The 13,074-nt window shown below is 31.7% G+C and carries 10 protein-coding genes; all 10 read left to right on the top strand.

What is annotated here, in order from left to right; translation table 11 throughout:
• Entirely contained in the window at window positions 1–2,496 is a 2,496-nt protein-coding gene (tssR, locus tag MPR_RS10275; RefSeq protein WP_052472705.1) for a type VI secretion system protein TssR domain-containing protein, read from the top strand.
• A gap of 21 nt (window positions 2,497–2,517) precedes the next feature.
• Entirely contained in the window at window positions 2,518–5,001 is a 2,484-nt protein-coding gene (locus tag MPR_RS10270) for an ATP-dependent Clp protease ATP-binding subunit (protein WP_041892289.1), read from the top strand.
• 13 nt (window positions 5,002–5,014) lie between these two features.
• On the top strand, window positions 5,015–5,455 hold the full coding sequence (locus MPR_RS10265; RefSeq protein ID WP_041892287.1) for a GPW/gp25 family protein: 441 nt from the start codon (window positions 5,015–5,017) through the stop codon (window positions 5,453–5,455).
• Between the two features lie 13 nt (window positions 5,456–5,468).
• Window positions 5,469–7,361 (top strand): type VI secretion system baseplate subunit TssF, encoded by a 1,893-nt coding sequence (locus MPR_RS10260; protein WP_041892284.1) that lies wholly within the window; start codon window positions 5,469–5,471, stop codon window positions 7,359–7,361.
• Between the two features lie 4 nt (window positions 7,362–7,365).
• Window positions 7,366–8,304: a hypothetical protein gene (locus MPR_RS10255; protein ID WP_041892282.1), complete on the top strand. Its 939-nt coding sequence runs from the start codon at window positions 7,366–7,368 to the stop codon at window positions 8,302–8,304.
• Window positions 8,305–8,322: 18 nt separating this feature from the next.
• Entirely contained in the window at window positions 8,323–9,210 is an 888-nt protein-coding gene (locus tag MPR_RS10250) for a TssN family type VI secretion system protein (protein ID WP_041892279.1), read from the top strand.
• An 8-nt stretch (window positions 9,211–9,218) separates the two neighbouring features.
• Window positions 9,219–10,370, top strand: a complete 1,152-nt coding sequence (locus MPR_RS10245; RefSeq protein WP_041892276.1) for a hypothetical protein — start codon at window positions 9,219–9,221, stop codon at window positions 10,368–10,370.
• Between the two features lie 12 nt (window positions 10,371–10,382).
• A complete protein-coding gene (locus MPR_RS10240; protein ID WP_041892273.1) occupies window positions 10,383–11,042 on the top strand; it encodes a hypothetical protein in 660 nt (219 codons plus the stop codon).
• Between the two features lie 17 nt (window positions 11,043–11,059).
• Window positions 11,060–12,412 (top strand): DUF5458 family protein, encoded by a 1,353-nt coding sequence (locus MPR_RS10235; RefSeq protein ID WP_041892271.1) that lies wholly within the window; start codon window positions 11,060–11,062, stop codon window positions 12,410–12,412.
• A 116-nt stretch (window positions 12,413–12,528) separates the two neighbouring features.
• Entirely contained in the window at window positions 12,529–13,041 is a 513-nt protein-coding gene (locus MPR_RS10230) for a hypothetical protein (RefSeq protein WP_041892267.1), read from the top strand.
• Window positions 13,042–13,074: the final 33 nt, after the last annotated feature.

Genomic DNA, 13,074 nt, shown 5'->3' with positions numbered 1-13,074 from the left:
ATGAATTATAAGTTTAATAGTAAAGTTATTGGTCTGGTTTTAATTGGTGCAGTCTCAGTAACAAGTTGTGGTATTAAAAAAGTACCAGTTAAAAAAACACCTTCTTCAAGTATTATTTTTAAGTATGAAGATAATTTACTTTTATCGGGGTTTCCTAAGTACTCAAAACCTTGGATTGTTTTTGCAGATAAGGAAAAAGCGGTTGTCTACCCAACAAAGAACTTTGATCAAGCTGATAAAAAAGCAAATTTTATAGAACCATTTATTGTTTTACGCAAAAAAGGGGACATGTATAAAGTGGCTAAATACGAACCAGGAAGTATTGTTGAGAATAAAATAGATAAAGGGCTTTTAAAAGGTTATGGTTGGCTTCATAAAGATGATTTACTTCTATGGAATGAATCTTTAAAAAATGAAGTTAATGGATTTAGACTCAAAGGAATCTTAGCTATAAATGATAAGGATGTTATTGAAAAAAGCCAAAAATATATTCAAAATGATTCTGTTTTAATCTATAAAGAACCAAGTTTAATTAATAAGGCAGATATAAAACTACCTATTAATGATATTGTCTATATCTACAAATTTAGTGATGATAGTAAAAATGCATTAATTGGAGGAGTGTCTATTTTAGAAGTTGACCAGCCAGATAGTAAATTATATGGATGGATTGACACTAAGATACTTTCTCTCTGGGGGGAGCGAACAGGGTTTAAAATAAAACCAACTAAAGAAGATAATAAAATTCAATTAGGAGTAGAAAGTCCAGAAGGAACTAGTTTTAACTCAGTGATTAACTCATCAAAAGTTACAGAGGTAAATGACCTTGGACATATTAATGCTTTGGGGTATGTTAAACGGGATAATGATTTTGAAATTAGGTATTTAGATAATGTACTTGACTATAGAGAGAACAAAGTATATAATGTTTTAGGTAGGGCGATTTATTATAATGCTTATCGCGAGATTCTAGCCAATAACCGAAAGTTAAACCTTGTGTTTGTAATTGATGGGTCAAGAGAAAACTTTAGCAGTTTAGCTGCTTTAAGATCTGTTGTACAGGATTTTGAACTGCAAATGTCAAAACAAGACTATTTTGATCAAGTAACTTTTTCAGCCACTTACTATAATGTTGATAGGGAATATCAAAAAGAGTATGTGAATTTGTCAAGAGATTATAATGAGCTTTCTAATGCCTTAGATAAGCGCTTTTTCTCAAATACTAGAGCAACATCTAATCTTAGCTTATCCGAGGCTATAAATGATGTTAATCATATGCTTATATCAAATTTAGATCAGACTAATCTGGTTGTAGTTCTAGGTAATACACTAGATCAGAAAGATAAACTAAATCAAAGTGCTTTAATAAATAATCTAGCAAGGATAAACAGTAGAGTTGTTTTTTATCAGCTTAAAGCCAATAGAAATGACAATTACAATGATTTTGTTTTATTTGGGGAGCGCGTGATAATGGAGTCTTCTAAAGAGGTTTCTAAGAATAAAAAACAAAAATTAGTTAATCACGAGGATGTATTACAAACAAATCAGTTTGATCTTTCTCAAGGAGAGATGGGTATTTATAGACTTGATTATCCTAATAACAGTATGAATCAAGGGGCTATTGTTTTTCCTAGAAAAGGCGAGGAGAATAGACCAATTTTACTACAAAATGTTATCGAGAAAACACTTTCTGATATTGTTTTAGACAATCAAAATATTGATAGTACACTAACTAATTTCTTTAAGAGTCCTATAGGAGTATCTCATACTAAGGTTAAATCAGAGTATTTACCATGGTATAAACAAGACAAAACATATGTCTCTACTGATATTGCAATGCCATTAATAGATAAAGATTACTCGTTTATTGTAAAAGGGAAACTAAAAAAACAAGATAGTAATGATTATCAAAATATTGAATATGGCGTTTTGTTAGATGATTTTGAATTAGAACAAATCAGAAACTACTATTTAAGTATTTATGCGAATGTTTTTAGAAATAATACTTTAACAAACAGACGTTTAATACGTAGGTATATGTCTGTGGTTAGAGACAAGAGTTTATTACATAAGGGAGTATCAAGAAGTTTCTTGCGAGAAAATCCAATGCATATTGGTTTGTTTCAAAGCACGGGATTGTATTTACCCCAGGCAGATAGCCTGTCAAGTATGAAACTTAATAAATGGAAGCGTAAAAAAATTATGAATCCTATTATGCTACAACATTACTTTAGAAGCTTTAAGGATTATGCAGATAAAATTGTAGCAGATAAAGGAAATAAAGAAGTGATGTTTAATCATCATGGAACAAGTTTTTACTGGTTAAGTTATAAGTATTTACCTGTATTGGATTATTCAACCAGTAAAGAGTATGACAATAGTTTTGATATACTTCCAGTTGAACTTGAAAAAATAAAAGCTGGTCAAGAAAATAAAGATGTATTGCAAGGTAATTCTAAAGAGTATATCGAAAGAGTGAAAAAAGGAATGCCTTAATGAAAAAAATCCATTGAAAATATGAGTGTATTATTATCAAATGAATCAGTTCAAGAAGTGATTCATATTGCAAAATCCATAGCTAGAGAAAATTACAATCCTAAATATTCAGCCTCACATGTATTACAGGCTTTAATGCATAAGAATATTGATCTACAGGATTTTTTATTTAGCATCGATAAGGACCCTTCTTATTTTTATGAATGGGCAGAGGTGCGTATAGAGGATTATCCCAAGACTACACAACTTCCTGAAGAAGTAAAAGAGGATGTTGAATTAAAACAGATGTGGGAGAATGCAGAAGATGTAAGAATGAAATTAGGTCTTTTAGAGGTTACTCCTTTATGTTTGTTAGCTAGTATTGTAAAGCCGAATTCTGTTTTTTCTTCAGAGCAATTAAAATCTTTACCCTTACGTGAGTCTGAGGTATTTGGAGCATGTCAATCTAGAGAAAATATGCGCCTTTTTGAAAGCAAAGATGTAATTGATGCTAATTATAAAGGGGAGAATGATCAACCTTTAAAACTAACAGCAATTACAAATTACTGTATAGATTTAACCAACAAAGCAATTGATGGAGAGTTTGATAGAATCCTAGGAAGAGAAAAAGAAACTAGGACTCTTGTTGAGATTTTAGGAAGACGATCAAAACCCAATGTTATTTTAGTTGGAGAACCAGGGGTGGGAAAGACTGCCTTGATTGAAGGTTTTGCAAAACAGCTGAGTCTACAAGAAGTTCCTTTTTTATTAAAGAATTGTAATTTATTCCAGATTGATTTAAGTCTACTTGTTGCCGGTACTAGTTATAAAGGAGAAATAGAAGATCGATTAAAAAAGATCTTAACTGAGAGTAAACAACTTGGTAAAACTATTTTATTTATAGACGAGATACATTCTTTACTAGATAGTAAAGGTAATATGGCAGGAGTGGCTAATTTACTAAAACCTGATTTAGCAAGAGGAGAAATTACAGTAATAGGTACTACTACTTTTGAAGAGTATCGTAAAATCATTGAACCAGAACTAGCTTTTAATAGACGATTTGAGGTCTTAGAAGTTATGGAACCAGATGATCAGACTTGCGTGAAAATGTTAGAAAGTGTAATTGGTAAATATGAATCACATCATAATATAAGAGTTGATTTAGATGCCTTACCTACATGTGTTTCTTTAGCTAAAAGGTATTCTAAAGATAAGAAACTACCTGATACAGCATTTGATTTATTAGATAGAACCATGGCAGCTATTGGTATGCTTGATGAATTATCTGAATCAGAGCTTGAATCGTGGAGGTTGTTTTATCAAACTAGTTTAGATAAAGATTTTGTAGATGATACTACTAAATCCTCTGAGATGATATGGCTTTATGGCCAATTACAAAATATGATAAGCCCTATTTTATGGGGAATGTTAAAAAATCAACCCGAACTTGATAATAGTTTTTCAAGTGAAAAACTTGATTGCATTATCACTGATATCTACAAGGAGTTAGTACAGGCTTCAAAACAGAAAGTAAGTAGAGTATCTCATATGGAATTAGCCGCTGTTATGGCTGCTAAAACAGGTATTCCTTTAGGTAAGATACAGGCCAAAGAGAAAGAGAAGTTACTTAACATGGAAGAGCTTTTACAAAATAGAGTGATTGGACAAAATCATGCTTTAAAGGTACTCTCTGACGCCATAGTAGAGAGTAGAAGTGGGCTTAATAAACCAGGACAACCTATAGGCTCTTTCTTTTTTTTAGGACCAACAGGAACAGGAAAAACAGAACTGGCAAAATCAATAGCTGAACTTTTATTTAATGATGAAAAAGCGATGATTCGCTTTGATATGTCAGAGTTTAAAGAAGAGCATTCTGCAGCACTTTTATACGGAGCACCTCCAGGATATGTTGGATATGAAGAAGGGGGGATGCTTGTTAATAAAATAAGACAACAACCGTATGCTGTGGTTTTATTTGATGAGATTGAAAAAGCTCACCAATCTGTTTTTGATGTGTTTTTGCAGATAATGGATGAAGGGAAAATTCATGATAAACTTGGAAAAGAAGGAGATTTTAGCAATGCTCTGATATTGTTTACCTCAAATATTGGTAGTAAACATATTATAGAGTCTTTTAATCAAGAAAAAATACCTTCATCTAAAGAACTTATGGAGCTGATGACAGGTAATTTTAGACCTGAGTTTTTAGCTCGTATTACTGAGATAGTCCCATTTGCTCCTATTACAGAAACAATGGCAAAACAGATATTCTCTATTCAATTAAAAGGACTTATTAAGGCTTTTGATCGATTAAATATTGGTTTTGAAATTACTGATAATGCAAAAACAGAATTAGCTGTTTCTGGGTTTAATAGCCAGTATGGAGCCAGACAAATCTCAGGGGTGATTCGCCAAGAGATAGCCCGACCTATTTCAAAGATGATTGTAAGGGAAAAATTACTGCCAGGACAAAAGGTTCTTGTAGATATAAAAGATAAAGAGGTGGTTTTTAAAGTGAATTAATTTAAAACTAAGTATGCAAAATACATTTTATAAGTTTCCCTTTAATCCTGAACTAGCCATGAGTGAAGGTGCTAGTTTACCAACGTGTAGTTTGGCTGAGAGTATTGCTCAAAATGTGATGCTACTGGTTCTTACTCGCAAAGGTGAAAATAGATTTAATCCTGATTATGGAAATGCAGTTTGGGACTTAGAGTTTGACAATGCAGTTACTCTAGTGGAGTGGGAGAGAGTCTTTGAGGAGAGTTTACTGGATCAAATTAAAAAATATGAACCAAGGATTATCTTTCCTAAGATTCAAGTGCATATGGAGTATGTGGAGCATAATTATGGAACTAAAGATTTTGTGGAGATTAGAAAAAAGGCCAAAATAGGTGTAAATGCAGTGCTTACTGATATAGGTGAACTATTTACTTTTTCTACCCATATCTATCTCAGCCCAATGTCGGTGGATTAAAAAAAATATTGCTATGAAAAAGATATTAAATAATTATTCCAAAGAAGTAATCAAATCTAGGATTCTTCAAAATGCAGCTAAGCTTTGGGGGGTTAATAACCCTAATGCTTTAGACCCTTTTGTGACCTTATTAGTAGATGCCTTTAGTACGGAGATTTTTAAAGTAAACAACGATATAGAGGACATCAAAGCAGGTATCTTAGAAAAGATGGCGCGTTTATTAACTCCTAGTATATATACTTATCCAAGGCCTTCTCATGCTATTGCAATTATAGAGGCAGAGGAGTCTAAAGAGGTGCTTTTAAATCATCAAGAATTCTTTACCAAAAAGCTCTTTACATCTAATGTAAAGTCAGCCTCGGATATTCAAATAGATATTCCTTTTACAGCTATTGATAATATAAACCTTTATAAACTTAAGGTTAGCTTTATGTTAATTGGAGATACTATTTGGAAATATGATCGATTCTACAACAGCGTTCCTGAGGTAAAACTCAGTAGTTCAATTGGGCATAACACTATGTTTTTGGCTATTGATTTTAGTGAGTATGATCTAGAGCATACCCCAGAGTATTTAAGTCTTTATTGTGATAATCCCACTTATGAGAATTTAGAGTTTGTCTATAAGCTACTTCCTTTTTCCTCAATGAGAGTAAAGGGCGAGGTACTTAAGATAAAAGAGGGGTTAACTTATCCTGATAAAGAAATTAAAAACGGATATGAAGAAATGTTTGATAGTTATTCTATTGAGCATAGAATTGAGGAAAATATAAAGAATATTTATTCTAGTAAGTTTATTGAAATTAGTGGTTTAAAGGATAAAGTAGCTGATTTACAACTTGCTGTCTTACCTAAAGAATTAGAGTTTTTAAAACAACAACAGGGGGCCAAAGAGATTTTAAAAAACAATAATCTACTTTGGATTCAAATTGATTTTCCTGCTCAGTATTCTAAAGAAATTTTAGAAGGATTTACCTTTCATTTAAATGCTTTTCCTGTTTTAAACAGAGGATGGAAACACAATGAATCTAGTTTAGATATTATGGGAAATAATATTCCTTTAATGACTAGTGTGGGAGAGGAGTTTTTGTATACAAACAAGGTAGTGGATAGTCATGCTAGAGAATACAGCGAGATTCCTTTTTCTGAAAACAATAGTTTAAGACAAGGTTTGTATACGTTAAGAAAAGGAGGGATGGAACGCTTTAGTGAGCGCAATGCTATTGATCTTATCACTAATGTGATAGAATTAACCAGAGATGAAGTCTCTGCTTTTGGTATTGTTGAAAGAGATAAGGTAATGGAGGCTTTAAAAAATATGATTTTCCAGATGAGAGCCTTAGATCAAAAAGTAAAATCAGTAAATGGTATCGTGCCAAGTGATGTGAATTATGTTATTGTAGAGCCACTGGCCAATACAGAATATCTAAATGCGACATATTGGATCACTCATTGTGCTCTTGCCAACAATATTAGAAAAGCAACAGAGCTTACTCAGCAAAATAAGGTTTACACCAATGTTAATAGACATATTTTACTTCTTAGTAATACTCAAGGAGGTGAGCGTGAAAAAACAGGAACAGATGCTATTCAAGCATATAAATATGCCTTAACTACTAGAGATAAGATTATTTCAAAAGAAGATATTAAAAACTATTGTAAAATGGTCTTAAAACAGCAGTGTAAAGGGGTTAACGTTTCAAAGGGAACAATAGTTAGCGATAAACCAAAAGAAGGTTTTATTCGTACTGTGAATATTGAAATAGTTGTAAGTGATTATGAGGAATTAAGTAGTCAGTATTGGATTAGTTATGCTCATAGTTTAAAAAAACAAATTGTCAGCAGAGCAATTGATGGGATTGAGTATGTGGTGAGTTTTAAATCGGATACTTCTATTAAAGCGTAAGAGTATGAAGGAGTTTGATAAGCTAAATATTAAAGACTACAATAACCTAAGTACCGATTATAAGGCAGAAGTTATTGCTTATAATATCTGGAAATACTATAAGGAGGTAGATTATGTTTTTTTAAAAAAACTAGGTAGTAATAATAGAAGTTTTCATAAAGACTTAAAAGCTATAAAAGAGGAATATATTGATTTAAATGAAAAAATAATTAGTGTTGAGAGTTATAGAGAAGGAATCTATGATTATATGCCAGAGGGAGTTTTTCATCCACCATCACTTAAGGGAAAAGGTCAGAATATAACTGAAGTAGTTGAACAAATAAGGTATGAGAAAAGAATTGAGAAAAAGGCAAGAGAGTTTTTTCAACCCTTTGAATTAGAAATCTATTTTAGTCATTTAAAGGCTTTAGAGCTTAGTGATAGTTTTGATGTTATTGCTGATAAAAGTGAGTTTTTAAATATGATCGAGCAACTTTGGCCTTTATTAAAGTCATTGGATTTAAAGAGTGCTAAAATTTTTGCTTGTCTGCTACCTTATTTTCATTCCGCTAGAGGAAAGAAATCTTGGATAGAGAAATGTTTAAGTTCATTTTTAAACATACCAGTTAAGGTAAGTTTTACGCCAAATAAAATTTCAGAGCTAGATGAACTATCCTCAGAATTAGTGTTATCTGAGATAAGATTAGGATTGTCTAGTGTGCTTACAGGGGATCACTTTGATGGAGAGAGAAATTGGAAATTCTCATTCGGTCCAATTAAATATGAAGATTTACACTTGTATTTAAACGGTAGTCCACTAAGACAATTATTAGATGTTATATACGATTACTGTTTACCAGTTACAGTTACAGTTAAGCAGGAGTTTATAACAAATAGAAACGAAAATTCATTTAAGATAGACAATAACAACAATAGTTTATTGGGGTATTCAACCTATCTATGATTTAAAAAAGAAACAGTTATGGATATAGAATTAGTAAAAGCCTTTTTTTTAAAGCACTTGCTTTTACCCACTATAATAATAGTGCTTGTTTTAATAGTAGTATTTCTTAAAAAGAAATTATCATTTATAAAACCTAAAGTTGTAATACTCTACACACTTATCAGTGGGCTTGTATTGGCTTTGCCTGGTTTTTTAGGATTCTCAGGTAATAGTTTTAATCCTTATTGGTATATAATTGCAAGTATTATCTATTTACTACTGGGTATTTTTAATGTAAACCAACTTTTGAAAAGATTTCAAAACAAGGATACAGCCAAGTGGTTAACAATAACTTTTGAGGTAGTAATAACTCTTATTTGTATGGTGTTTGGAGCATGGCTATTTGCTTATATTTTTGATTGGTTAAGTCCATTTAAAGGATATGCTTATATCTCGGCAACAAGTGTGATTGTGTATATTATTCCTCTTTTGTTTTATTATACCTATATAGAGTTTTTAAATATTCCTTTTAGTATTTATAAAACTTGGACGTATGAAAAAAACAAACAAGCAGTTGACTTTGAAGGGATTGATTTTAATAAGCTTATGGTTATCAATATAGAACTAACAAAGAATGTAACAGATGGAAATAGGTTTAGAATTAAGGCAAAGACTCTTTCCTCTGGCGTGAGTTTTGGAGATTGGTTTCACAAGGTTTTAGATGACTATAATTATAAGAATGGTACCTCTATGATAGAGTTATATAATTTAAATGGAGATTCTTATTCATGGGTGTTTTATGTAAAAAAATCCATATTTCATTTTAGAAGGTATATTGATTTTGATCTTGATATTGCTGAGAATAATATAAAAGAAAATGATGTAATTGTTTGTAAAAGAGTTGCTGAATTCAAACAAGAAATATAATAATTGCTATGATAAATCCAATAAAACATAATGCTGTCAACTGGGTTGATGGTATGAAGATTTCGCAAAGACACTTTGACGCGCACACCAATTTTACTCTAGATAGTTTACGTGATGTGAGTTCTTTGTATATCAATAATTTCAATTACGGATTATTACCTATCTCTGATAAGAGTCAGGATAAAGGAATTTTTGAGGTGTTTAATACCTTAACAGGAGATGTACAGCTTGTAATTAAGCAGTGTAGCGCTGTAACTCCAGCTGGTTTTAGAATTGAACTTTCAAATTTTTCAACCAATTTAAAGTCTTTAGCTCCTCAGGCATCTGAGGAACTACAAGAGCAAAAGGAAGATTACTATTTAATTATATCGGTTAATCCCTTTGATAAAATACCTCATGGAGATGTTGATTTGGAAGAAACTCCACCTAGACATCCATTTACAAAACCAAGTTATCACATTGAGTTAATGCCTGTGTCTTCTTTTGATTCTGGTGCTGCCACTAGTGGAGGAAATTACATTATAATAGGTAAGGCAACAGTTCAAGGAAATAGTATTCAAGCCGATACAAGTTTTATTCCACCTTGTACAAGTGTGCTGAGTCATCCACTGCTTTTAAATTATTACAATAGTGTGGCAAAGACCATGGCCATACTTCAACAATATGCTATTAGAATTATTCAAAAAAATATAAATACTAGTCAAAACACAAAGCTTGCATTTAATGTAAAACTACTTTGTCATGCACTGGTTAACCATATAGGTAATATTTATTTCCAATTTAGAAATGTAATACCTCATGTGGCTCCCATATATCTTATTGAATGCTTTTCTCAACTCTCAATTCATCTATACAATACAACTCAGTCTATTTCTTCACTAGAATTAGAAGAGATGTTAAACTATGTGAGTGAATGGAGTGAAGTGGCTCCTCATACTTTTTTAAATCAGTTATCTGCCGTGGCAGAGATTAATTATCAACATACTGATTGTGGAGCGCATTTAAAAGAAGTACAACTTCTTTTGGTTAGTCTAGAGAAGATATTTTTAAAATTAAGTGAGCTTGATTATATCGGTCAGCGCAAAGAAAATATCATTGTTAATGAACTCGATGTAACTCCTGTGGCTAAAACTAATCGCGGTTGGAGTGTATTGGACTAAAAATAAAGTAGTATGAGTTTTTATGATAAGTTTAAAAAGGTAGTTAAGTCTATTAGCCAGCCAGTGAGTTCAGTGATTGTCTCTAGAAATAATGCTTGGAATGAATTAAAACTCAAGACAACAAGAAACAAACAAGCTGATGTGTGTGCCCAGAAAACAAACAAGAATGTATCAGAAATAAAAATAGAAGAAAATAATATTAATCATTTAAATAAAAAGAAGAAAATGGCAGTGTTTAATTATGGTGTTGGCGGTAACGAAGTTAAAGTAGACGCTAACGATGCAATCCAAGAGATTCAAGGAAACAAAAGTTTATTAGTGGCACAATTAACCACTGATGAGGCTATTAGCCCAGAGATCGTAACGGGGTTAAAAACGGTAGAAGATGTGTTTAACTATTACTCGCCAAGTATAGAAGTTGAGCATCAGACTCATGATGGTCAAACTGTAAAAGAAGAGTTTGCCTTTAAAAACTTAGGTGATTTCACTCCTAAAAATATGGTTGAAAATTCAGAGTTTTTAAAAGGATTAAAACTAGACGAGGAGCAGTACAATAAGATTGTTAGACAACTTAGAGTAAATAAAGTTCTTCGTAAAATGTTTGAAGACAAAGAGGCTAAACAAGAGTTTGCAGATACTTTAAGAGCTATTGCAAAAGAATTAGAAAAATAATATAAAAAAATTGAATAATGGCAAAGTTAGATCAAGATACAAAGGCTATACAAGAGCAACACAAGGTAGCAGGTAAACAACAAAAAAGTGTTGCATTAGAAAAATTAGGAGGATTTGGATTTGTTGAGACTGTTGTTGATGGAATGGCAAATATGAACCCTGAGAGAAAAGCGCGTAAACAGATTTTCTTAACAGATTCAAGTAAAAAAGACGAGCGTGCAGATTTGCTTAAAAACATTAATCTTTGGTTAGAACTTTTAGAGTCTGATCAATCGGCAGATCAGCTTATCGATGTATGTAAACAAAAGTCTGCTCAAGCTGTTAGTAGTTTAAAGAGTAATTTAAAAAACTCTTTAGATCAATCTCGTGAGTTGGAAGTTTCTTATCGTACAATGGCTCAGTTCTATAAAAACACAGAACTAGACAAGGTTGATAACGTTCATGTTATCAATGCTACTATGGAACAGATCACAGATTTAGATAATCCAATATTTATCGATCATATTGCTGAGGAATTTAAACTTTACTACGATCGTTTAGATTTAAGAGACAATTATTCATTATTGTCTATTCCTGGGTATATGGGATCTAATAAAGTAGTTGATAAATGGGCTAAGATATGTAATGAGAACAAGGTTATGCTTGTAACTGACTTTGCCAATTTAGATAAACCAGATGATGTTGTTGATTTATTCCATTCAGCAAACCTAACAGGAGGTGAGGTACACAAGAGTAATGTTATTATGACGTGTAACTGGCTAGTTGGTCGTGGTAAGGCACAAGAGGTAGGAGAGGAAGAAGATGTATTTATAGCGCCTTCAACTTCTTTAACTGGAAAGATTCACAAAACATTGATGTCTCAAGTAGCAGCAGGAAAAAAACACGGAGGAATTAACGAGGTAGATGCCGTTAAATTTGAGCTTAAAAAGAGTGAGATTTCTCAACTTGAAAAAATGGGTCTTGTACCAATGGTAAATGAGTATGGTAAAATTATGGCATTCTCGGCTAAGACTTTATTTAGTGGTGATAACATTGGACTTCAAACTTATTCTGTTGTTCGTGTGTTTGATTATGTAACTAAAGTATTATTAGACTTCTTAAACAGAAGAGCTTTTGAGAATTGGAATGCTAAAAATGAGGATGATTTAAGAAGACAAATCGTTATGTTTTTAGATGGAATCAAAGGAGCAGATAAATTAATTGAGAAATTCAAAATTGTTCGTTTTGAACAAGATAGAAATCAAAAAGATCGCGTTTGGCTTGATATTCGTTTAACTCCATATTTCCCAGCTAAGAGTTTTGTTATTAAACTAGATGGGCACAAGGGAGATGATGGAAATGATTGGGAGGCTGAATACGTGCAAGAATAATTAAGGTAAATAACCAGTAGTTTTTTATTAAAGCTACTGGTTTACCTTCTAAAAGAAAATATGGTTTTAAAGAGCCTTAATAGTATTGTTTAACAAGAAAGTTAATATTTGTTTTTATGAGTAGTCTGCGTATTGGCTTTAAAGAATTACTTGTGGGTTTAATAGTTATTGGCAGTTTTACTAGCTGTAAGAAAACTGATGCTATAAATGAGCAGACTTCCTCTAAGTACTATAAAGTTAATTTATTTCCAGAGCAAACAAAACAGGAGTCAACCACAGAAATGTCTTTAGAAAAGACAATTGAACTTAGCGATAAGGTAGTTGTTTCAAACAAAGTTGTTTTGGTTGATATCTCTTCAAAAGATAGGTCCTTAAAAGAGTTTTATTTGTATAAGGTTTATAATGCAAAGACTATTAAAGATCAAAAGGATTATAATGCAAAACAAAAGTCAAAAGACACAACAAACGCAAGTTTTTATTTCTATAGTGATAAACTCTTAAGTTTTAATCAAAAAGGTAAAGATTCTGTATATGTTTTTTTACAAGTAAATAAAGACAAAAAGATTATAACAAGACACCATAGAATAGATTACAAATGGCTATTAGAAAGTGATATTATACTTAAATAGTATATTTTAACATTTCTTTTACAGTAAAATCCC

The sequence above is a fragment of the Myroides profundi genome (assembly GCF_000833025.1).
Classification (GTDB): domain Bacteria; phylum Bacteroidota; class Bacteroidia; order Flavobacteriales; family Flavobacteriaceae; genus Flavobacterium; species Flavobacterium profundi_A.
Note: the sequence above shows the minus strand (reverse complement) of the source record. Positions and strands in the feature narration are given on the sequence as shown.

What these genes read in the sequence shown, in the direction of transcription:
- tssR (WP_052472705.1), top strand. Translation starts at nt 1, where the DNA reads ATGAATTATAAGTTTAATAGTAAAGTTATTGGTCTGGTTTTAATTGGT.
- MPR_RS10270 (WP_041892289.1), top strand. Translation starts at nt 2,518, where the DNA reads ATGAGTGTATTATTATCAAATGAATCAGTTCAAGAAGTGATTCATATT.
- MPR_RS10265 (WP_041892287.1), top strand. Translation starts at nt 5,015, where the DNA reads ATGCAAAATACATTTTATAAGTTTCCCTTTAATCCTGAACTAGCCATG.
- MPR_RS10260 (WP_041892284.1), top strand. Translation starts at nt 5,469, where the DNA reads ATGAAAAAGATATTAAATAATTATTCCAAAGAAGTAATCAAATCTAGG.
- MPR_RS10255 (WP_041892282.1), top strand. Translation starts at nt 7,366, where the DNA reads ATGAAGGAGTTTGATAAGCTAAATATTAAAGACTACAATAACCTAAGT.
- MPR_RS10250 (WP_041892279.1), top strand. Translation starts at nt 8,323, where the DNA reads ATGGATATAGAATTAGTAAAAGCCTTTTTTTTAAAGCACTTGCTTTTA.
- MPR_RS10245 (WP_041892276.1), top strand. Translation starts at nt 9,219, where the DNA reads ATGATAAATCCAATAAAACATAATGCTGTCAACTGGGTTGATGGTATG.
- MPR_RS10240 (WP_041892273.1), top strand. Translation starts at nt 10,383, where the DNA reads ATGAGTTTTTATGATAAGTTTAAAAAGGTAGTTAAGTCTATTAGCCAG.
- MPR_RS10235 (WP_041892271.1), top strand. Translation starts at nt 11,060, where the DNA reads ATGGCAAAGTTAGATCAAGATACAAAGGCTATACAAGAGCAACACAAG.
- MPR_RS10230 (WP_041892267.1), top strand. Translation starts at nt 12,529, where the DNA reads ATGAGTAGTCTGCGTATTGGCTTTAAAGAATTACTTGTGGGTTTAATA.